Here is a 20,975-nt window from a genome sequence, read left to right on the forward strand (position 1 = left end):
GTTGTTGTGCTCATTCATTGGTCGGCCGGCGTTGTCACAAATCGACACTCGTCCGCGGTTTTCCGACAGGAGGATCGGGTCCGGCGCCCTCCGGAAGCAGGACGTGCTACCCGGAATGCCATATACGTCAGCGCGAAGGGGGGCAATAGGCGGGATCGAGATAAGGAAAGAGCGCGCGTATTTGCTGTGGGGTAAGTGCCTCCACGCGGCGAATATTCGCCGCCGGAATGCCCTCCGGGTCGGGGTGGCCCGCCAGGGCCCCTTCGATACTGGCCTCGCGGAGCAGGTGCAGGATGGGATAGGGCGCGCGGTTGGTCAGGTTTTCGGCATCGCCGGCATCGGTGCCGGCGAACTGGTAGTGGGGGTGGAACGTGGCCAGTTGGTAAACGCCCGCGTACCCGTACTGTTCCAGCAGCGCCTCCGCCAGATCGAGGAATTGGTTGAAATCGAGAAAGTCCGGCAGGTAATCGGGGATCACCAGGAGCGTGGTCTCGGTGGTCGCCGGCGGCTGGCTGTCGAGGTGTTGCAGCTCGGAGAGCAAATCCGACAACAGGGCCTCGGCGCCGCGGGCGGTACTGACGCTCACCCGCACCTGCCCGCCGTCCACGGGCTTGCGCGCGAAGGGGCAGAGGTTCAGGCCCAGCACCACCGCGTTGAGCCAGCGGTCGACCTCGGCCGTGATCCGGTCCCGCCGCTGGTGGTCTACCACATCAGGTCGTCCGGGATCTGGTAGTCGGCGTAGGGGTCGTCTTCGTCGACGGGGCCGCTGTCCTGGGGGGGCTGGATCACGGCGTTGGGATCCCGTTCGGCGATTTTCTCGGCAATCACCCGAGGTACCAACTCAAACTGTCCCTGGCTATGGACGATCATCAACTTGCCGGTGGCCAGGTGTTCGTGGACGGTCTGGGTGACGTAGAGTTTTTTGATTTTCCGCTCGAAGACGAAGTTATAGGCGATGTCGCCGTTACCCTTGGGCTGCTTGTTGCAGGCCACCAACTGCTGTATTTGCGCCGCGATCGCCTTCTGCTGGGCGGCCGCGTCGCGCTCGGCGTTGAGCGCGCGGTCGCGCTCGGCTTTCTCGGCGCGGGCACGGGCGACGGCCACCTTGGTCGCATCCTCGACCTGCTCGCCGCTACTCTTGGCAATACGCCGCTGTTTGCGCTTTTCCTTGTCGGCCTGCTTGGCCTTTTTGCCGTCGATCAGGCCGGCTTTCAGTAACTGGTCTTGAAGTGAGCTCATGAGTCCTGAACCAATCTGGGGGAGGGGGCCGGAGGCCATTCAAACGGGGACTTTAAACCGAATCGTCGAACAATGGCACCCTGTACCCTCGCCTGGCTCCGCGCCCTCCCCGACGGCCGATTGCCAACCCGCGGTGCACTAGCCGCCATCAATCGCCACCTGGTTGCGGCCGCCGTTCTTGGCCCGGTACAGCGCATCGTCCGCGCGGCTCAATTGCCGCTGGTAATCGGGGTGGCCGTCAAAGAGCGCCAGGCCGATACTCACGGTTACCCTCAGGTGTCCGTCGGTCCCGGCGCTAAAGGACTCGCGGGCAATGGCTTCACGGAGTTCCTCCGCCCGGTGCGCCGCGCTCTTGCCGTCGATATCGACCATCAACACCAGGAATTCCTCGCCGCCGAGGCGGAACAGGTAGTCGCCGCCCCGGCATTGATTGATCAGCAAAACGGCCAGCTGCTGGAGCACCGCGTCGCCGGCTTCGTGGCCGTGGGTATCGTTGATCTGCTTGAAATGATCCACGTCAATCGCAAGCAGCGCGAACTGCTGGCCGTGGCGGTTGCAGTGGGCGACCTGGCGGGTGAGCACCACGGGCAAAAATTTGCGGTTCAGCAGCCGGGTCAGTACGTCGCGGCCGGATTCCAGCTCGTTGTTCTGCTCGAACAGGCGATCGAGATGGTAGGTGACGGCGCGCACCTGGTCGCGCAGTTCGCGCAGCCGGGCGATGTAGGTATCGCGGTCGTCCCGGGCGGCGAGCAGCGCCGGTAGCAGTGCGGTGTCGATGCGGTCCATGGTATCGAGGATGGTATTCACTTCCGAGGTGCCCTCAAAGGCATGGGCGCCCTTGTGGCTGAACCAGAGGCCGAACTCGGATGCGCGAATATCGGTAATCTGGTGTTCTCCCAGGCCAACGGCGTGCCCGAACATCAGTTGGTTCTCCCAGTCTAGAAGGGAGCTGCGCTGGCGCTCGCGCTCGCTGGCGATGTTCTGGGTGAGGGAGAACAGGCGGTAGCCTTCCTTTGCCTTGGAATTGCGGTCGTGGAAAGTGGAGTAGGCGTGGCTCATCACCTCCATGGCCAGGTCGATGGTGCCCACCGCAAGCCTGATGGCGGCGCTTTTTTCCTCCGGTGTAGTGCGGGGGCTGGCGCCGATGTGGCTGATAAAGGCGTCTTTCAGGTGGCGGGAGCCGCGCAATACAAGATGCACCGGCACCGATATGCGGGCGTGGACCTGGCCGATGGTCACCTGGTGGGTAATGGCTTCCCCGATCTCCTTTTCGCCCTGGCAGTTGAAAATCGCCAGGATCCACTGTTGCATGGAAGCGTGCAATCGCTCGCGCACCTGGTCGTGGGAAAGGAAGGCCTGGGCGGTGGCGTTTTCGAGCATTTTCTCGTAAAACACCGTTGCCAGCGCCTCGCAGTGCCGCCCGGCCAATTCCCTCACCAAGTCGTGGGTGCCTGCGGAAAAGCCGGAAAAGTACTCCTTCCACTCGGTGGTTAACTCTGCAATTGGCGTATGTTCGGGCATCTGGATTCCAAATTTCTGCTGATTTGCGGCCGTGGACAAGGCGCGCGGTGTGATCTTGAAGCGATCATGCCAAACCCCTCGCGGTGCCGGTCTGTCGATTAGCCGGCGCCCGATAAACCATTCCTGAAGACCGGGTTTGGCGCGGTGGATGTCCGCCGTTATCTTGCGCTACGGCTCGTGGGGACGGGGCGGAGGATTCGCTTGTTTGGCCACTGAACGCGCTATGCCGTTGGCCGCGTGTGTATTCTAAAGATTCCTGCAGTGACTGTCTTGTCGGTTGGCGGAACGTGTGGTTTTGGCCGCGGCCTCGACAATATCTGTCGACGCGAGCGGATTGCGGCGCCTTCGGAGTTCCGGCAGCGGACTTTTGCCGTCAAATCGCGCAGAATGGCCGCGAATCGTCACCTATCGTTGAATGGCCGGGGGCAACCCCGAGGCCACTTGCCTGGAGAATTTCATGTCCAACCAACAGAACTACCCCGTCGGCACACCGGGCACGCCCTGGGGTGAGAGTGAGAAGCAAGAGTGGTATGCGCGCCAGCGGGTACAGCGCCCGTATGCCGGGGAGGTGCTGGCGCAGCTGCAACCGCTGGCGGAGCGTTTTGACCTGGTGCAGTACGGCGTGCTGCCCATCGATCCCGAGCGCTATCCCCTGTTCGCCGCGCGCAGCCGCGACTGGACGGCGGCGAAGCCCTGTGTGCTGGTGACGGGAGGGGTTCACGGCTATGAAACCAGCGGTGTGCAGGGCGCGCTGCGCTTCCTGCAGACCGAGGCCGAGCGCTACGGTGAGCATTTTAACCTGTTGGTGGTGCCGGCCATCAGTCCCTGGGGCTATGAAACGATCAACCGCTGGAATCCCGGTGCCGTCGATCCCAACCGTTCCTTTTACGCCGACAGCGCGTCGCCCGAGGCGGCGGCGCTGATGGCGTTGCTGGAATCGCTGGATTGCGAATTCCAGGTGCACGTGGATTTGCACGAAACCACCGACACCGACAATTCCGAATTCCGCCCGGCCCTCGCGGCGCGTGACGGTATTGAAATGGCGGTGTGGGATATTCCCGACGGTTTCTACCTGGTGGGCGACACGTCCTGTCCCGCGCCGGAATTCCAGCGCGCGGTGGTCGCCGCGGTGGAGAAAGTCACCCATATCGCACCCGCCGATGCCGGTAACCGCCTGATCGGCGAGCCCCTGCAGCAGCACGGCGTTATCAACTACCAGGCCCGGGAACTGGGGTTGTGCATGGGGCTCACGGAGGCGCCGTATCGCACCACCACCGAGGTTTACCCGGACAGCGAGCGGGTAGACGGGGAAAATTGTATTCGCGCCCAGGTCGCGGCGGTTACCGGGGCCCTGGATTACGTGTTGGCGGTGTCCGGGTCCGGCGGTGAAACAACTCCCCTACGGTGAGCCGGCGCATGGTTCGGTAATTTCAATCGCATGCATCGACACAATCAATTTTCCTTACTCCCGGGCCTGGTCTAGGTTGTAAGACATGCCACGTGGGGGCGGTCCGTTCCACGAGGCGGTTGTCCCGGTCAGTAGCGGTTGGTCCGATTGCTACTGACCGGCAATGGCATCGATACGAGGGAGTGCACCATGGAAACAAAGGGTCAAAACAGTGGCGGCAAATGTCCGGTCATGCACGGTGGCGTGACCTCCACCGGGCGTTCCAATATGGACTGGTGGCCGGACAGCCTGAATCTGGACATCCTGCACCAACACGATAGCAAGACCAACCCACTGGGGGACGGGTTCGACTACCGCGAGGCGGTGAGCAGGCTCGATTTCGACGCGCTGAAGAAAGACCTGCACGCGCTGATGACCGACAGCCAGAGCTGGTGGCCGGCGGACTGGGGCCACTACGGCGGCCTGATGATTCGCCTGTCCTGGCATGCCGCCGGCAGCTACCGGGTCGCCGATGGCCGCGGTGGCGGCGGCACCGGTAACCAGCGCTTCGCGCCGCTCAACAGCTGGCCCGACAATGTAAGCCTGGACAAGGCCCGGCGCCTGCTGTGGCCGATCAAGAAGAAGTACGGCAACCGGCTGAGCTGGGCGGACCTGATCATCCTGGCCGGCACCGTTGCCTATGAGTCCATGGGCTTGAAAACCTACGGTTTCGCCTTTGGCCGCGAGGACATCTGGCACCCGGAGAAGGACACCTACTGGGGCTCCGAGAAGGAGTGGCTGGCGCCGTCGGACAACCCCGACAGCCGCTATTCGGGCGAGCGCGACCTGGAAAACCCCCTGGCGGCGGTGATGATGGGCCTGATCTACGTCAATCCGGAGGGGGTCGACGGCAAGCCCGACCCGCTGAAAACCGCGCGGGACGTGCGCGAGACCTTCGCGCGCATGGCGATGAACGACGAGGAAACCGTGGCCCTCACCGCTGGCGGTCACACCGTGGGCAAGTGCCACGGCAATGGCGACGCCAGCCTGCTGGGCCCGGACCCGGAGGCCGCCGATGTCGAGGAACAGGGCCTGGGCTGGCGCAACCCCAACGGCAAGGGGCTTGGCCGTGACACCATTACCAGCGGTATCGAGGGCGCCTGGACCACGCACCCCACCCGCTGGGACAACGGCTACTTCCACATGCTGTTCAACCACGAGTGGGAGTCGCGCAAGAGCCCCGCGGGGGCCTGGCAGTGGGAGCCGGTGGCTATCAAGGAAGAGGATATGCCGGCTGACGTGGAGGATCCCTCGATCCGTTGCAAGCCAATCATGACCGACGCCGATATGGCGATGATCAAGGATCCGGCTTACCGCGAGATATCCGAACGCTTTTACAAGGATCCGGATTACCTCTCGGAGGTCTTTGCCCGGGCCTGGTTCAAGCTCACCCACCGCGACATGGGTCCCAAGGCGCGATATATCGGCCCCGACGTGCCGCGGGAGGATTTAATCTGGCAGGATCCGGTGCCCGCGGGCAGTACCAGTTACGATGTGCCGGCGGTCAAGGCCAGGATCGCGGACAGCGGTCTGGCGATAGGCGACATGGTCGCCACCGCCTGGGACAACGCCCGCACCTTCCGCGGCTCGGATATGCGCGGTGGCGCCAATGGCGCGCGCATTCGCCTGGCGCCGCAGAGGGACTGGGAGGGCAACGAGCCTCAACGCCTGGCCAGGGTACTCGGTGTGTTGGAGAACATTGCCGCCGATACCGGTGCCAGCGTGGCGGACGTGATCGTGCTGGCTGGCAATGTCGGTATCGAGCAGGCGGCGAGGGCGGCCGGTCACGCGGTGGAGGTGCCTTTTGCGCCAGGGCGCGGGGACGCCTCCGATGCAATGACCGATGCCGAGTCCTTCGAGGTGTTGGAGCCCCTCGCCGACGGCTACCGCAACTGGTTGAAAAAGGACTACGTGGTGACGCCCGAGGAGCTGATGCTCGACCGCACGCAGCTGATGGGCCTCACCGCTCCGGAGATGACCGTGCTGGTTGGCGGCATGCGCGTGCTGGGCACCAATCACGGCGGTACTCGTCACGGGGTGTTCACCGACCGGGTCGGCGAGCTGAGCACCGATTTCTTCGTGAATCTCACCGACATGTCCAACAGCTGGCACCCGAGCGGCGATGGTCTCTACGAGATCCGTGACCGCGAGAGCGGCAAAGCCAAGTGGACCGCGACCCGCCTGGACCTGGTGTTCGGTTCCAACTCGGTGTTGCGCGCCTACGCGGAGGTCTACGCCCAGGACGATAGCGCAGGGAAGTTCGTGGCGGATTTCGCCGCCGCCTGGACCAAGGTGATGAACGCCGATCGTTTCGATCTGGCGTGACGGGGCCGGCATCGCTCAGCCGCGCGATGCCCCTTCGCCGGCTGCCCACACCGGGGAGCCGGCGACATTATGCGGCAGTGCCGCTTCGGCCTGGCCAGGCTCGGCCAGGCGGCAACCCCCGCCACCTGCGTTCACGGCCTGGGTGTATTCGTGAGCTCCAATGTGTTGCGGTAGATGGATATATCCATGATTTCTCCGGTCATGTGCTGCCCGGCCGGTTGGCGAGCGGGAAGGTAGTTCGACGGATCCGCGGGGAGGGGATGGTCCGGGTCCACGGCCCATATTTTCTCCAACATTGAGCTTTTCGGCTCAAAGAAGATCGCCGCGCCGTTCCGGGCGGTGACACGCAGCGCCTCGCGAACAACGCTCGCCCGATCATTTTCATCGACATGGTGCAATACGCCAAAGAAAAATACCGCGTCAAACTGTTGCGAGCTGAAGGGCATTTTACTGGCGTCGAAGGCCTGGAACTGAATCTTTTCCTGTACGCCAACCTTTTCGGCATTTAACGACCAGTTTTTTCCAGCGTAGGCTGACAGGTCTGTTTCCGGCTCACCCGTAAGGACTTGATAGCCTTGCAATGCAAGGGCGATCGCACAATAGCCATCGCCAGTGCCAACATCCAGAAGCGCCGCATCATGCGGTAGCTCAAGAACTTCCAGCGCGAGAGAGACATCAGCAGAAATAGAAGAAAATATCGGGCCGAGAACAGTTACCATGTCATTACCAAGTATCGAAAGTCATCCATCTATATAGGTGCGTGCGCACGCATATTATTGGGTCGGAACTGATTCTGTCAAGGTATACAATCATGAGCACCTTCCACGAGCTGTTTGATCTCATAGGCGTATTGGCTCACCGCCGATACCGCGCCGCCGAGCGCAACCTTGCTGCGATAGGATTCAATCACTCGGAAGCCCGTATTCTGACGATACTTGGCGGGGAAAGAGAGCTCGCTCAAGATCGCTTGTCGACCATGCTGACGATTGACAGAAGTAACGCTGGCAGGTCGTTGAAGCGGCTTGAGAGCGAAGGCTATGTTGTACGCTATCGATCCAAGCTGGACAAAAGAGCCTATGTTGTGGCGATAAGCGATAAAGGCCTGCAGGCAGTTGCCGAGATCGATAAGGTTAAAGACGGCATAGTTCGTGAATTCTTTGGAAAACTGACCAGGTCGGAAGCCAAGGCCGCGATCGCGCTATTGCAAAAAACCCTCGCCGGGGATGAGACTGCCAAGTAGTCCAGTCGTAGCGTTGGCGCAGAAATCTTGGCCGCGCTGGCAGTGACTGGAAAGTCGTTGAACGTCTCTGTGGCGAGAGCGACTTTGGCGGGAAGCTACGACCCCAATAATGTCTCTGAATTGCGGAGCCTGTATCTGCAGATCAGCGTGTTCAGTATCGCTGTTGGTATTTTCATCGCGGCGATCGGCCCGATGACCAAGGACTGGGAGACAGTAGGGCGAACTTCAAGTTGATGTCGCCAATTTTACGGATGTGCGGCATCAACGATACCGCACATCGACACCCGTCCATCGTCAGGTTTTCAGCTGACCATCCTCCAGTGGGAGTTCGGTGGTGATTTTGATCCGCGATATCGCCGCGTTTGAGTGTATCTCCTGCACCGTGGGCATCTGTGACAGCCTGGTGCGGAACAGCACTTCATAGGCGTCGATATCCCTGGTGACTATCTTCAGCAGGAAGTCGTAGTCGCCCATCACCGTATGGCACTCCAGTACTTCCGGAATGTCGCCGATTTGTTGCTCGAATTCGGGCAGTGATTTTTTACCGTGCGCGGAGAGCTTGACCCGGGCAAAAACCGTGACGTTCAGGCCCAGCAGTCGCTGGTCCAGCAGGGCGACCCGGCGCTGGATCACGCCCGCTTCCTCCAGGCGCTTGATGCGCCGCCAGCAGGGGGGTTGCGACAGGTTGACGCGCTCGGCGATGTCCGACGCGGAAAGGCTGGCGTCCCGTTGCAGCAGGGCCAGAATCTTGCGGTCGGTTTTATCCAGCTTCATACCCCATCCTGTATTCGTGATATTTCGATATGCACGTGCTTTGATGCTCGAAGGTGTCAATATAAGTATAAATAATACTTAAAAATCGGTTTTGGCGCAGCATTTTGCATAAATTTTATCCGCGGCTTTGAATACAGTAATGCAGGTGCCGGCCCGGGCGATCCCCGGGCGGGCGGGAGGCAGCAGGTCCCATCCGGGTTCGCTGCCAGGAACAGGCCGCCCCTCCGTCAAAAGCGCCGGGGCGATTGCAGGGATAACAATATGAATTCATCGGTATCGTCTACCGACGCCGCGCCCGTGGCGTATGCCAGTAAGCTCCACGTGCCCCGGGCTTCTTCGCGCCCGGGGGAGCCCCCCGATTTCCAGTCCCTGATGATTCCCGCGGCGGGCGCTCAGGACAAGCCCGCGTTCGATGTGGCGCCGGCCGCCACCGCTGAGCTGGCCCACGGCCTGGTGCGGGTACTGGACGACGACGGCGCCGCCGTCGGTCCCTGGGCGCCGGCCTTGAGCCCCGCGCGGTTGCGCGATGGCCTGCGCCATATGCTGCACGTGCGTGCCTATGACGATCGCATGTTCCGCATGCAGCGCCAGGGAAAACTGTCTTTCTACATGAAATGCACTGGCGAGGAAGCCGTCGCGGTCGCCCAGGCGATGGCCCTGGACGCCGGCGATATGCTGTTTCCCACCTATCGCCAGCAGGGCCTGCTGTTTGTCCGCGGCCGCCCGTTGGTGGACATGATGTGCCACTGCATTTCCAACGCCGGCGACAATCTCAAGGGGCGCCAGATGCCGGTGTTTTACAGCTGGAAGGAGGGCAACTTTTTCAGCATTTCCGGCAACCTGGCCACGCAGTATAGCCAGGCTGTTGGCTGGGCCATGGCCTCGGCGTACAAGGGTGAGGATCACATCGCCTCGGCCTGGGTCGGCGACGGCAGCACAGCCGAGGCGGATGTGCACAACGCGATGCTGTTTGCCTCGACCTACAAGGCGCCGGTGCTGCTCAATGTGGTCAACAACCAGTGGGCGATTTCCACGCCGCAGAGCTTTGCTTCCACCGGCACCACATTTGCCGCGCGCGGCCTGGGTTTCAACATTCCCAGCGTGCGTGTGGACGGCAACGATTTCCTGGCGGTGTACGCCGTGACCGAGTGGGCCGCCGCTCGTGCTAGGAATGGCCATGGTCCCACCTTTGTCGAACTCCTGACCTATCGCGTTGCCGGGCACTCCACCAGTGACAACCCCGACGGTTACCGCGCCAGTGACGAGGCCGCCGCCTGGCCGCTGGGGGACCCGGTCGCGCGCCTCAAGCAGCACCTGATCCTGTTGGGTGAGTGGAGCGAACAGCAGCACGCCGAGCTGGAAGAGGAACTGAAGGCGTCGGTAGCCGCGGACTGGAAGGCCGCGATTGCCCTGGGCACGCTGGAGGAGGGGCCTCACTGGCCGGTGGCATCGATGTTCGAGGACGTGTTCAAGGAGATGCCCGCATACCTCAAGCGGCAGCAGGCGATCGTGGAGGAGCGGGCATGACGACAATGAGCATGGTGCAGGCGATCAACTCGGCCCTGGACTGCAGTATGGCGCGCGACCCCGGGGTGTTGGTGATGGGGCAGGACGTGGGTTACTTCGGCGGCGTGTTTCGCTGCACCGAGGGGCTTTACGACAAATATGGCGCCCATCGCGCACTGGATACGCCGATCGCCGAGGGCGGTATCGTGGCGGCGGCGATCGGCATGGGTGTTAACGGCTTGCGTCCCGTGGTGGAGATGCAGTTTGCCGATTACATCTATCCGGCCATCGACCAGATCATTTCGGAGCTGGCCCGTTTGCGCCACCGGAGCGGCGGCGAGTTCTGGGCCCCGGTGGTCGTGCGCGCCCCCAGCGGCGGAGGTATCCGTGGCGGGCAGACTCACTCGCAGAGCCCGGAAGGCATCTTTACCCATGTTTGCGGCCTGAAGACGGTCATGCCGTCCAATCCCTACGACGCCAAGGGCTTGCTGATCAGCGCCATCGAGGACGACGACCCGGTGATGTTTTTCGAGCCCAAGCGTATCTACAACGGCCCGTTTTACGGTCACAACAATAGCCACGGAGGGCCGTCCACCTGGGCGACGCACGCCGATGGCGAGGTTCCGGAGGGCCATTACACGGTGCCGCTCGGCAAGGCCAGGGTGGTGCGTGAAGGCCGGGATGTCACGGTGCTGGCCTACGGCACCATGGTTCACGTGGCCGAGGCGGCCATTGCGCACAGCGGCGTTGACGCCGAGTTGCTCGACCTGCGCACCCTGCTGCCGCTGGATGTCGAGAGCGTGGCGGCGTCGGTGCAGAAGACCGGGCGTTGCGTGGTGGTTCACGAAGCGACACGTACCAGCGGCTACGGCGCCGAGCTGGTGGCCGAGGTGCAGGAAACCTGTTTCTGGCATCTGCGCGCGCCGGTGGAGCGGGTGACGGGGTGGGACACGCCCTACCCGCACGCGTTCGAGTGGGAGTACTTTCCCAGCCGGGAGCGTATTTCCGAAGCGCTGAAGCGCGCCGTGGCATGTGATTGAGGAGCTGGTGATGGGAGTGTATTCATTCAAGTTGCCCGATCTCGGCGAAGGTATTGTCGAGTCGGAGGTATCTACCTGGCATGTCAGTGTCGGCGATATGGTTTGTGAGGACGATCCCCTGGCGGATGTACAGACCGATAAAGCCGTCGTGGAAGTCAGCGCGCCCGTTGCCGGTCGCATTGTGGCGCTGGGCTGCTCCGCGGGGGAGGTGCTGGCGGTGGGCGCCGAGCTGGTGTGTTTTGACATCGACGGTGATGGCCCCGGGGCGGAAGGTACCGCGGCCCGGCCCGAGCCAGGCGGGGAAGCCCCTATTGCGGCGCCCCCGGCGAAGTACGCAGGTGCGACACCGTTCCCGGCCACGGACCCGGTCTTCCAGCAGGTGCTGGCGTCACCCTCCCTGCGCAAGCGCGCGCGGGAAGCGGGCATCAACCTGGCCGATGTGCCGGGCAGCGGGCCGAAGGGGCGGATCAGTCATCGCGACTTCGAGGCCTTCCTGGCCGCTGGTGGCGAATTGGCCTCGCGGCCGGGCGAGTCCCGGCAGGCAACGCGCGAGGTCAGGCTCAGCGGCATGCGCCGGGTGATTGCGCGGAAGATGCAGGAGTCCAAGCGCAATATCCCTCACTACTCCTATATCGAGGAGGTGGATGTCACGGAGCTCGAGGCCCTGCGGCAGCACCTTAACACGGAGCGGGAAGACGGGCAGGCGAAGCTGACGCTGCTGCCTTTTTTGGTGTTGGCGCTGGTGAAAATCCTGCCCCGCTTTCCGCACTGCAACGCGCGTTTCGATGACGTGGAACAGGTGCTTACCGAGTTCGACGCGGTGCACGTGGGCGTGGCCACCATGACGGAGGCCGGCCTGATGGTGCCGGTGGTCAGGCATTGCGAAAGCCTGGATGTCTGGCGGGTGGCGTCGGCAATCGGGCGTGTGTCAGCGCTTGCGCGTGACGGCAAGGCGGCGCCCGCCGATCTCGGCGGTTCGACGATTACCATTACCAGCCTGGGAGCCATCGGCGGTATCGCCACCACCCCGGTCATCAACGCGCCGGAGACAACAATCATTGGCGTGAACAAGATGCAGGAACGGCCTGTTGTCCGTGGCGGGAATATCGTGGCGCGCACCATGATGAACCTCAGCGCATCCTTCGATCACCGTATCGTGGACGGTTACGACGGGGCCCAGCTTGTGCAGGCCCTCAAAGCTTCGCTCGAGCATCCGGGCGCCATTTTTGTTTAGGAGTAGGGCATGGAAATCAGATCGCTTGATCTAGGGGCGTACGCGGACTTTGATGCGCACGAACGGGTCGTGGAGTGCAGGGACGGGGCATCGGGGCTGCACGCCCTGATCGCCATCCACAATACCAATCTGGGCCCCGCCCTGGGCGGCTGCCGGATGTGGCCCTATGCGGACCGCGAGGAGGCCGTTCGCGATGTCCTGCGCCTGTCTCGGGGCATGACGTACAAGTCGGCGTTGGCCCGCCTGGCGCTGGGCGGCGGCAAGGCGGTGATCATTGGCAATCCGCACCAGGACAAGAGCCGCGAGATGTTCCTCGCCATGGGGAAATTTATCGATGCGTTGGGGGGTGAATACATCACCGCCGAGGACTCGGGCACTTCGGTCCCCGATATGCAGGTCATTCGCGAGCGCACGGCCCATGCCGCGGGCATCTCGGCGGTCAGTGAGCACGGTGGCGACCCCTCGCCCACGACCGCCTTCGGCACGTTTATCGGCTTGCGCAAGGCGGTCGATTTTCACCTGGGCAGGCGGGATCTTGCCGGTGTCCGGGTCGCCGTTCAGGGTGTTGGCAATGTCGGTTACCATCTCGCCAGGCAGTTGGTGGAGGCGGGCGCGGAGGTACACGTCGCGGATATTCACGCGGGCAATGTCGATCGCGCCGTCGACGATCTCGGGGTAACCGCCGTGCCGGTCGATCAGGTGCACGCGCTGGATGTCGATGTCTTCAGCCCCTGTGCCATGGGCGGCGCCATTAACGACCAGACCTTGCCCGGCTTGCGCGCGAAAGTCGTTGCGGGGGCGGCGAACAACCAGCTGGCCTCGGCCGGGCACGGCGATGAACTCCATCGGCGCGGCATACTTTACGTGCCGGACTATGCGGTCAACGCCGGTGGTATCATCGATATCTACTACCAGCACTGTGGCGGTAATTACGACGATGTGCGCCAGCATGTCGAATCCACCGCCGACACCTTGCTGGAAGTGTTCCGGCGCGCACGCGAGGAAAACCGATCGACGTGCCGTGTGGCGGACGAGCTCGCCGAAGAGCGTTTTTCCCGCCCGAATTCAAGTCCGGCACCATCACTGAGCGAAGCGGGATAACGATCATGCAGCACATCGAAGACAATGTTACCTACCAGAACGTGGGTACCGTCACTGGCGGCCTGTTGACGGACCTGAAGCCGGAGCAGCGAGCGGGGGCCCTGCGCGGCGCGCAATTGCTTGCCAAGGCCTTGCAGGCGGAAGGTGTGGATACCCTGTTCGGGTATCCGGGCGGCGCCAACCTGGAGATCTTTGATGTGCTTCGAGAGTTCGGCATTCGCTGTATCCGGACAGAGCACGAGCAGGGCGCGGTGCATGCCGCGCAGGGGTATGCCCGCGCCTCCGGCAGGGTCGGCGTATGCCTGGCGACCTCGGGCCCGGGCGCGACCAATCTGGTGACCGGTATCGCCGATGCCAACAGCGACTCCACCGCGATTGTCGCAATCACCGGCAATGTGCCTTCCCACCTGCTGGGCAAGAATGCGTTTCAGGAGGTGGATATTGTCGGCATCACCAGGCCGGTGACCAAGAAAAATTACCTGGTGCGCAAGGTGACCGATATTCCGGAAGTGGTCCGCGAGGCGTTTGAGCTGGCGGGCGGCAATCGCCCGGGGCCGGTCCTGATCGATATTCCCAAGGACATCCAGCAGCATTACCCCCGCGATCCCGAGGGCCGCTACGTGGAGCCCAGAATACCGGCGGTGGTGGAGTCTCCCGAGCCCGCCGCGGGCGGCATGACGGCCAACCAGCTGGAGGAGGCTGCCCGCCTGATCGCGGAAGCCCGGCGCCCGGTGATTTACGCCGGCGGGGGCATGATGGCGGGTAACACGCCCGGGCTACTGCTGGCGCTGGCGGAGAAACTGCAATGCCCGGTAACCACGACGCTGATGGGGCATGGCGTGTTTCCCCCCGATCATGCGCTCTTTCTCGATACCCTTGGAATGCACGGCTCCAAGTATGCCAACGTTGCCGTCAACGAGGCGGATTTGGTACTGGCGCTGGGGGTGCGATTCGACGACCGGGTCACGGGCAACGTTGACGCGTTCATCCCCGAAGGGAAAATCATCCATGTCGATATCGACCGCAACGAACTCAATAAAAACAAAACGGTCACCCTGCCGGTCCGCGCGGAGGTGGGTATCGTGCTGCAGCAGTTGTACGACAGCGTGCAGGCAAAACAGCATCAGCCCTGGCTCGACTATCTACAGGGTATTAAACGCGAGTACCCCTATCCGGTTCCGGCCACCAGGGGAATCAGCCCCCAGGAAGCGATAAGACTTTTGAGTGAGATGACGGGTGGGGACGCCATCGTCAGTTTGGGGGTCGGGCAGCATCAAATGTGGGCCATGCAGCACTATCGCTCGCGCCGGCCTCGGTCTTTCCTGTCCAGTTCCGGCTTCGGTACCATGGGCTATGGGTTGCCCGCCGCCATTGGGGCCAAGGTCGCCTGCCCACAGCGGCAGGTTATTGATATTGACGGCGACGGCTCGCTCAACATGACCGTGCACGAGTTGGCGACCTGCCACCGTTTCGGGGTCGGCGTGAAGGTGGTGGTGATCAACAATCAGTGGCTGGGCATGGTCCGCCAGTGGCAGGACATGATTTACCAGAAACACCGGTCCGGCTCGGACCTGTCGGACCCCTGCGCGGTGGGTGAGGGCGACATCTACCCCAACTTCCTGAAAATTGCCGAGGGCTACGGCGTGAAGGCGGAACGGGTTGAAAAGCGCGAAGACCTGGCGGGGGCCTTTGCGCGCCTGCTGGCGGACCCCGACGAACCCTATCTGCTGGATTTGATCGTGGAGGCGGAGGAAAACGTCTATCCAATGATTCCCGCCGGCGGCACCTACCGCGACATCATCATGAACGACAGCGATCTCGCCGGCGTGTCCCGTGACAAGCAGGGGTCCAATGTGTAGCACATGGAGTGCTACCGGCGGGGGTTGGGCGGCGGTGACCGGGATGCGTCTCCCGCTGGCCCCTTGAGTTCCACCACGTTGCCCTCGGGGTCGTTCAGGTAGATCGACGGCCCCTCCCCGCCGGCGCCGTAGCGGGTCTCGACCGGGCCCGGGTCGACCCCGCGCGCGGCCAGCCAGTCGCGCAAGGCTCCGGCGTCGAAAGGGCCGTCGCCAGCGGGCTCAACGCCGAGACAGAAATGGTCGAGATTGCGCCCTTCAATGCCCGGGGCGGCGCCCCCCGCCCGCCCCAGTTTGCCGTCCACCGGCACCAGGTCGATCAGGGCCTCGCCGGCGCGCAGCTGGTAGAGGCCGATGTCGGCCTGCTCCCGTTCCACTGTGCAACCCAAAACCTCGATGTAGAAGCGCTTCATGGCCTCGACGTCGATGACGCGCAGTACCAGGTGATCGAGTCGTTTGAGGGTAAACACGGCCCGGCCTCCTTGCGGGCTCAGCTTTGCCTGGCACCGACCAGCGCAAAGACCGCGCCCTGGGGGTCGAGGCCCTGCAGGGCAAACTCGCCGCCGGGGATTTCGTCGGGACCGTTGAGTACCTGGCCGCCGCCGGCGCGTATCCGCTCGATGGCGACGTCGATGTCGGGCACGCGGAAGTAGTAGTTCCACAGTGGTACCGGAACCTCCTCCGGTTTGGGCATGAGGGCGCCTATGACGCCGTTGTGGCGAATGAACTCGTAGCTGCCGAGCTCACCCAGGGGAATCTCGCCATCCTTGGTCCAGCCGAACTCCGTGCCGTAGAAAGACCAGGCCGCCGCGGGTTCGGGGGTGACCAGTTCGTTCCAGGCACAGTGGCCGGCGCGGGGCCGGTCGAAGGCGAAGGCCAGGCTGGTGGCGTCGCCGACGCCGCGCATGATGTAAAAGGGGGCGCCCTGGGGGTCGCCGAGCAGGGCGATACGGCCGACCTCGGGGATATCAAGGGGGGGCATCAGTACGGTGCCGCCGGCCTCGACCAGGCGCTGGAGGCATTCGTCCACGTTGTCCACGGCGATGTAGCCGAGCCAGGCCGGCCGGGCGCCGCCGTCCTTCATCTCCGCACTCAGGGGCATCATGCCGCCGACCTCGTGTACTTCGCCGCTGTCGCCATCGCGCATCCGCAGCAGCCGGTAATCCATGCCGGGCATGCCGCTGTCTTCGACCTGCCAGCCGAGCAGTTCGCTGTAGAAAGCGGCGGCCGCATCGGCGTCCTCGGTCAGTAGCTCATACCAGATAAATTCGCCGTGTTTGTTGGCCATGGTGGGTCTCCACTGTTTATTGATGGGGCGGGCTGGTCATCGGCGTCAACAGCGCGCTCCCTGGGCGCTGCAAAGCCGTCTGCGTTCCGCGGCGGTTAGTACAGGATAGTCGCGGGCTTGCCGGCTGATTCGACAGGCAGGCAATTTTTTTTGGCAATTTTGTTCAATACGCCACATCGGGTATCGCGCAAGCTGGGCCCATACCCGTCGATGGAAACTCGCAATGACCCTGTCCGCACTGTGGCCGATGGCCGTTTTCGCGCTTGCCGCTTCTATTTCGCCCGGTCCGGTAAACCTGGTGTGCCTCAGCAGCGGTACGCGTTTTCCCGCGGCGCAGGGCCTGGGTTTTGTCACCGGCGCGACACTGGGCTTTATCGCCCTGATGCTGGCGTTATGCCTGGGTCTGCACAATCTGCTGATGTTGCTGCCCGCGTTTGAGGGGGTGCTGCGCTGGTCGGGTGTCGCATTCCTGCTCTACCTGAGCCTGCAACTGGCCCTGGCCGACGGACGGCTGGCCGGGGACGCGGGCGGGGGCGCCCCGGGTTTCCTGCTCGGCGTCGCAATGCAATGGTTGAACCCGAAAGCCTGGCTGGCGATCGTGGCCGGTGTCGGCGCCTATACCGGCGGTCAGTTGTCGCAGGCCCTGGTGTTCGCGGCGCTGTATCTGCCCATTTGCTGGCTGTCGCTGGCCAGCTGGCTGTGCGCCGGCGCTTGGCTGCGCCGGTATGTCCAGCGGCCAGCGGTGTTGGTGGCGGTCAACCGGGTTCTGGCGACGCTGCTGGCCGCCAGTTGCCTGTACCTGATTGCGGGCTAGGCGTCGCGGTACTGGGCCGGCGTCGCCGCGACCAGCCGTTTGAAGGTGCGCTGGAAGTGCGGCTGATCGCTGAAACCGGCGTCCAGGGCAGCCTCGGCGATGGGTTTGCCGGCCTTCAACGCGCGCTGTCCGCGCTGGATGCGGCGATTGACCAGGTAGGCGTGGGGGGTGAGGCCGAAGTGCTGCTTGAAACCGCGGATCAACCGCCCGGCGCTGTAGCCTGAACGCTGGCACAGGGTGTCCAGGGACACCGCTTCGCTGGCGTTGTCATCGAGGTAGGCGGCCACCTCGCGCAGGGCGGCGGGAGGCGGCGTCACCGGCTCCGGCGCCGGGCCCGCCACGGCGGCCATAAAGCCGGACAGGTACTCGACCACCTCGGACTGTTTGTCCAGCAAATCCCGGTCAGGGTCCAGCAGCACCGCGGCGAGTTGGCAATAGCCCGAATACCAGTGCGCGTCGTTGATGGTGGCGGCCGGGATGTCCTCCCAGCGCGGCGCCGCCAGTAGTCCTGCCTCGTGGCGCAGCCGGGTCAGCCACCCGGTCTCGACGTACAGCATGAGGTAGGACCATGGGGTGTCGTCGATCGGGTTGCAGGCGTGTACCCACTGCGGGTTCATCAACACCAGGGCGCCCTCGGCAACGCGGTAGTTGTCATCGCGGTAGCGGAAGGTGCTCACGCCGCCGGTGATGGCCCCCAGTGACCAGTGGGTATGGCTGTGGGGGGCGTAGCAGACCTTGCGCCCGTCCTCGACCTTGCGCAGCTCGACGTGGGGCATTCTCGGGTCTCGCCAGAACAGTGGCTTGTTGGCATCGGCCATGGCGGGCATTTCCGATTGTCTTGGGAGGCACCCATATTGACCGACGGGCGTTTGAAATCAAGCACTTCGGATGCCAGTGGTCCGCGGCGACGAAACCATCGATATAGGGCATGTTGTTCTCCTTGTCTGGGGAATTTACCACCTGGTCGTCCCGCAAGGGGGCGATTCGACAGCGGTGAAGAATTTTCCGGTGTCGTGTAATACAGGTGCCCCCAGGAGCTGGCGTGTCTGCCTGCTTGGTCTAAGATTTGCGTGAGAACCTGCCGACATTCACACTTTGATCAGTGGAGCGAGTCCCCAGTGACACGGTTTGAGAAACAGTTTGAGAAAATGCGCGATGCCAGTGGCTTTATCGCCGCCCTCGACCAGAGCGGCGGCAGCACGCCCAAGGCCCTGCGCCTCTACGGCATCGACGAGGGCGCCTGGAGCAGCGACGCGCAGATGTTCGACCTGGTCCACGCCATGCGCACCCGCATCATGACGGCGCCGGCCTTCGACGGCGACCGCATCCTCGGCGCCATCCTGTTCGAGGACACCATGGAGCGCCAGATGGCCGGGCAGGGCACCGCGCACTACCTGTGGGCGGTGAAGCGCGTGGTGCCCTTCCTCAAGGTCGACAAGGGCCTGGCGGAGGTCGAGCAGGGCGTACAGTTGATGAAGCCCATGCCCGGCCTGGGCGAGCTGCTCGCGCGGGCCAGGGACGCCGGTGTGTTCGGCACCAAGATGCGCTCGTTCATCCGCGAGGCCAATGCCGAGGGTATCCAGGCCGTTGTCGACCAGCAATTCGCCATCGCGCGCGAGATTGCCGCTGCCGGCCTGGTGCCCATCATTGAGCCGGAGGTGGATATCCACTGCCCGCACAAGGCGGCGGCGGAAGGCCAGCTCAAGCGCTGTCTGCTGGCGGCGCTCGATGACCTGGATGACAGTATCCATGTCATGCTCAAGCTGACCCTGCCAGAGGAGGAAGGCCTGCACACAGAGTGCGTGGCGCACCCGCGGGTGCTGCGCGTGGTGGCGCTGAGCGGCGGCTACAGCCGCGACGAGGCCAACGCCCGTTTGCGGCGGCAGCCCGGTGTGGTGGCGAGTTTCTCCCGGGCGCTGACCGAGGGGCTGTCCGTGCACCAGTCCGAGGCCGAGTTCAGCGCCCTGCTGGATGCTTCCATCCAGAGTATTTACGAGGCCTCCCTGACCTGAGGCCGGGGGTCTGCCTCAGAAAAAGCCCAGCGGGTTGACGTCGTAGCTCACCAGCAGGTTCTTGGTCTGCTGGTAGTGTTCCAGCGCCACCTTGTGGGTTTCACGGCCGACCCCGGATTTCTTGTAGCCGCCGAAGGCCGCGTGGGCGGGGTACTGGTGATAGCAGTTGGTCCACACCCGTCCGGCCTGGATGCCGCGGCCCATGCGGTAGGACAGGTTCATGTCCCGGGTCCACACGCCGGCGCCCAGGCCGAAGTCGGTGTCGTTGGCGATGGCCAGCGCCTCCGCCTCGTCGCTGAAAGTGGCGGTGGACACTACCGGGCCAAAGATTTCCTCCTGGAACACGCGCATCTTGTTCATGCCCTTGAGCAGGGTGGGCTGGATGTAGAAGCCGCCCTCGTAGCCGCCGGCGACCTTTTCCGCCTCGCCGCCCATCAGCACGGTGGCGCCCTCCTGCTTGCCGATCTCGATGTAATTGATGATCTTCTCGAACTGCTCCTGGGAGGCCTGGGCGCCGACCATGGTGTCGGTGTCCAGCGGGTTGCCACGCTGGATCTGTTGTGCGCGCTCCATTACCCGGCCGATGAAGTCCTCGTAGATGGATTCCTGTACCAGCAGCCGCGACGGGCAGGTGCAGACCTCGCCCTGGTTGAAGAAGGCCAGCACCGCCCCTTCCACGCACTTGCTGACGAAGGCGTCTTCCTGGTCGAGAATGTCCGCGAAGTAAATGTTGGGGGACTTGCCGCCCAGCTCCACGGTGGAGGGAATGATATTCTGGGCGGCGCAGCGCAGGATGTGCGAACCCACCGGCGTGGAGCCGGTGAAGGCGATCTTGGCGATGCGCTGGCTGCTGGCCAGGGCCTGGCCGGCTTCCCCGCCGTAGCCGTTGACAACGTTAAGCACCCCGGCGGGGAACAGGTCGCCGATCAGTTCCATCAGCAGCAGGATGGTCGCCGGGGTCTGTTCGGCGGGCTTGAGCACCACGCAGTTGCCCGCGGCGAGCGCCGGCGCCAGCTTCCAGGCCGCCATCAGGATGGGGAAGTTCCAGGGGATGATCTGGCCCACCACCCCCAGGGGTTCGTGGAAGTGGTAGGCCACGGTGTGCTCGTCCACCTCGCCGATGCTGCCCTCCTGGGCGCGGATGCAGCCGGCGAAGTAGCGGAAGTGGTCCGCCGCCAGCGGGATGTCCGCCGCCAGGGTTTCGCGCACCGCCTTGCCGTTGTCCCAGGTTTCGGCCACCGCCAGTTGTTCGAGGTTGGCCTCGATGCGGTCGGCCACCCGTAGCAGCGCGCGCGAGCGCTCCGCCACCGGGGTTTTACCCCAGGCCGGGGCCGCGGCGTGAGCGGCGTCCAGGGCCTTGTCGATATCCGCCGCCGAGGAGCGCGGCACCTGGCAGAATACCGCGCCGTTGACCGGCGAGATATTGTCGAAATAGCGGCCGTCCGCCGGGGGCACCCAGTCGCCGCCGATAAAGTTGTCGTAGCGCGGCTTGAAATTGACCACGGCGCCGTCGGTGTTGGGGTTGCTGTAGATCATGATCCGCTCCGCCTTTATTGGAATGAGTGAGAAGCCGATCCT

The 20,975-nt window shown here is 63.6% G+C and carries 20 protein-coding genes; 11 read left to right on the top strand and 9 right to left on the bottom strand.

Going from position 1 to position 20,975, the window contains the following annotated elements; genetic code table 11:
• Positions 1–127: 127 nt before the first annotated feature.
• From JYP50_RS18400 to JYP50_RS18410, 3 genes are all read right to left on the bottom strand, one after another.
• A complete protein-coding gene (locus tag JYP50_RS18400) occupies positions 128–709 on the bottom strand; it encodes a DUF1415 family protein (protein WP_206562027.1) in 582 nt (193 codons plus the stop codon).
• Positions 703–1,239 carry a DUF2058 domain-containing protein gene (locus JYP50_RS18405; RefSeq protein WP_206562028.1) on the bottom strand — a complete coding sequence of 179 codons (537 nt, stop codon included), beginning with the start codon at positions 1,237–1,239 and terminating at the stop codon, positions 703–705. Before JYP50_RS18405 ends, JYP50_RS18400 begins: the two co-directional genes overlap by 7 nt.
• A 138-nt stretch (positions 1,240–1,377) precedes the next feature.
• Positions 1,378–2,760: a diguanylate cyclase gene (locus JYP50_RS18410; RefSeq protein ID WP_206562029.1), complete on the bottom strand. Its 1,383-nt coding sequence runs from the start codon at positions 2,758–2,760 to the stop codon at positions 1,378–1,380.
• 457 nt (positions 2,761–3,217) lie between these two features.
• Between JYP50_RS18410 and JYP50_RS18415 the strand changes: the two genes are divergently transcribed.
• Positions 3,218–4,168, top strand: coding sequence for a M14 family metallopeptidase (locus JYP50_RS18415; RefSeq protein ID WP_206562030.1), 951 nt, complete (start codon positions 3,218–3,220; stop codon positions 4,166–4,168).
• Positions 4,169–4,357: 189 nt separating this feature from the next.
• Complete coding sequence (katG, locus tag JYP50_RS18420) at positions 4,358–6,532, top strand: catalase/peroxidase HPI (RefSeq protein WP_206562031.1); 2,175 nt, start codon at positions 4,358–4,360, stop codon at positions 6,530–6,532.
• A gap of 131 nt (positions 6,533–6,663) precedes the next feature.
• Here katG and JYP50_RS18425 read toward each other — a convergent pair whose 3' ends face one another.
• Positions 6,664–7,251 (bottom strand): class I SAM-dependent methyltransferase, encoded by a 588-nt coding sequence (locus tag JYP50_RS18425; RefSeq protein ID WP_206562032.1) that lies wholly within the window; start codon positions 7,249–7,251, stop codon positions 6,664–6,666.
• A 92-nt stretch (positions 7,252–7,343) separates the two neighbouring features.
• On the opposite strand from JYP50_RS18425, the gene JYP50_RS18430 reads away from it, so the two are divergent.
• A complete protein-coding gene (locus tag JYP50_RS18430) occupies positions 7,344–7,772 on the top strand; it encodes a MarR family winged helix-turn-helix transcriptional regulator (protein ID WP_206562033.1) in 429 nt (142 codons plus the stop codon).
• Between the two features lie 27 nt (positions 7,773–7,799).
• Entirely contained in the window at positions 7,800–8,006 is a 207-nt protein-coding gene (locus tag JYP50_RS18435) for a hypothetical protein (protein WP_206562034.1), read from the top strand.
• A gap of 60 nt (positions 8,007–8,066) precedes the next feature.
• Here JYP50_RS18435 and JYP50_RS18440 read toward each other — a convergent pair whose 3' ends face one another.
• Entirely contained in the window at positions 8,067–8,546 is a 480-nt protein-coding gene (locus JYP50_RS18440) for an Lrp/AsnC family transcriptional regulator (protein WP_206562035.1), read from the bottom strand.
• 261 nt (positions 8,547–8,807) lie between these two features.
• Here JYP50_RS18440 and JYP50_RS18445 point away from each other — a divergent pair, with 261 nt between their 5' ends.
• The 5 genes from JYP50_RS18445 to ilvB are packed head-to-tail and all read left to right on the top strand — an operon-like array spanning position 8,808 to position 15,286.
• Positions 8,808–10,073 (top strand): thiamine pyrophosphate-dependent enzyme, encoded by a 1,266-nt coding sequence (locus JYP50_RS18445; RefSeq protein ID WP_206562036.1) that lies wholly within the window; start codon positions 8,808–8,810, stop codon positions 10,071–10,073.
• A complete protein-coding gene (locus JYP50_RS18450; RefSeq protein ID WP_206562037.1) occupies positions 10,070–11,092 on the top strand; it encodes an alpha-ketoacid dehydrogenase subunit beta in 1,023 nt (340 codons plus the stop codon). Before JYP50_RS18445 ends, JYP50_RS18450 begins: the two co-directional genes overlap by 4 nt.
• Before the next feature lie 10 nt (positions 11,093–11,102).
• The gene (locus JYP50_RS18455; protein ID WP_206562038.1) at positions 11,103–12,326 is read left to right on the top strand and encodes a dihydrolipoamide acetyltransferase family protein; all 1,224 of its coding nucleotides are present in this window, start codon (positions 11,103–11,105) and stop codon (positions 12,324–12,326) included.
• Between the two features lie 9 nt (positions 12,327–12,335).
• The gene (locus JYP50_RS18460; protein WP_206562039.1) at positions 12,336–13,427 is read left to right on the top strand and encodes a Glu/Leu/Phe/Val dehydrogenase dimerization domain-containing protein; all 1,092 of its coding nucleotides are present in this window, start codon (positions 12,336–12,338) and stop codon (positions 13,425–13,427) included.
• 5 nt (positions 13,428–13,432) lie between these two features.
• Entirely contained in the window at positions 13,433–15,286 is a 1,854-nt protein-coding gene (gene ilvB, locus JYP50_RS18465; protein WP_206562040.1) for a biosynthetic-type acetolactate synthase large subunit, read from the top strand.
• A gap of 11 nt (positions 15,287–15,297) precedes the next feature.
• Here ilvB and JYP50_RS18470 read toward each other — a convergent pair whose 3' ends face one another.
• Entirely contained in the window at positions 15,298–15,753 is a 456-nt protein-coding gene (locus JYP50_RS18470) for a VOC family protein (RefSeq protein WP_206562041.1), read from the bottom strand.
• Positions 15,754–15,773: 20 nt separating this feature from the next.
• A complete protein-coding gene (locus JYP50_RS18475) occupies positions 15,774–16,571 on the bottom strand; it encodes a VOC family protein (protein ID WP_206562042.1) in 798 nt (265 codons plus the stop codon).
• Between the two features lie 223 nt (positions 16,572–16,794).
• On the opposite strand from JYP50_RS18475, the gene JYP50_RS18480 reads away from it, so the two are divergent.
• On the top strand, positions 16,795–17,385 hold the full coding sequence (locus JYP50_RS18480) for a LysE family translocator (RefSeq protein WP_206562043.1): 591 nt from the start codon (positions 16,795–16,797) through the stop codon (positions 17,383–17,385).
• Here JYP50_RS18480 and JYP50_RS18485 read toward each other — a convergent pair.
• Positions 17,382–18,203 (bottom strand): AraC family transcriptional regulator, encoded by an 822-nt coding sequence (locus tag JYP50_RS18485; protein WP_206562044.1) that lies wholly within the window; start codon positions 18,201–18,203, stop codon positions 17,382–17,384. The genes JYP50_RS18480 and JYP50_RS18485 overlap by 4 nt on opposite strands.
• 300 nt (positions 18,204–18,503) lie before the next feature.
• On the opposite strand from JYP50_RS18485, the gene JYP50_RS18490 reads away from it, so the two are divergent.
• Positions 18,504–19,397, top strand: a complete 894-nt coding sequence (locus JYP50_RS18490) for a fructose bisphosphate aldolase (RefSeq protein ID WP_347136849.1) — start codon at positions 18,504–18,506, stop codon at positions 19,395–19,397.
• A 15-nt stretch (positions 19,398–19,412) separates the two neighbouring features.
• Here JYP50_RS18490 and exaC read toward each other — a convergent pair whose 3' ends face one another.
• Positions 19,413–20,933 (bottom strand): acetaldehyde dehydrogenase ExaC, encoded by a 1,521-nt coding sequence (gene exaC, locus JYP50_RS18495; protein WP_206562045.1) that lies wholly within the window; start codon positions 20,931–20,933, stop codon positions 19,413–19,415.
• Positions 20,934–20,975: the final 42 nt, after the last annotated feature.

The sequence above is a fragment of the Parahaliea mediterranea genome (genome assembly GCF_017255185.1).
Lineage (GTDB): Bacteria > Pseudomonadota > Gammaproteobacteria > Pseudomonadales > Halieaceae > JAFKCZ01.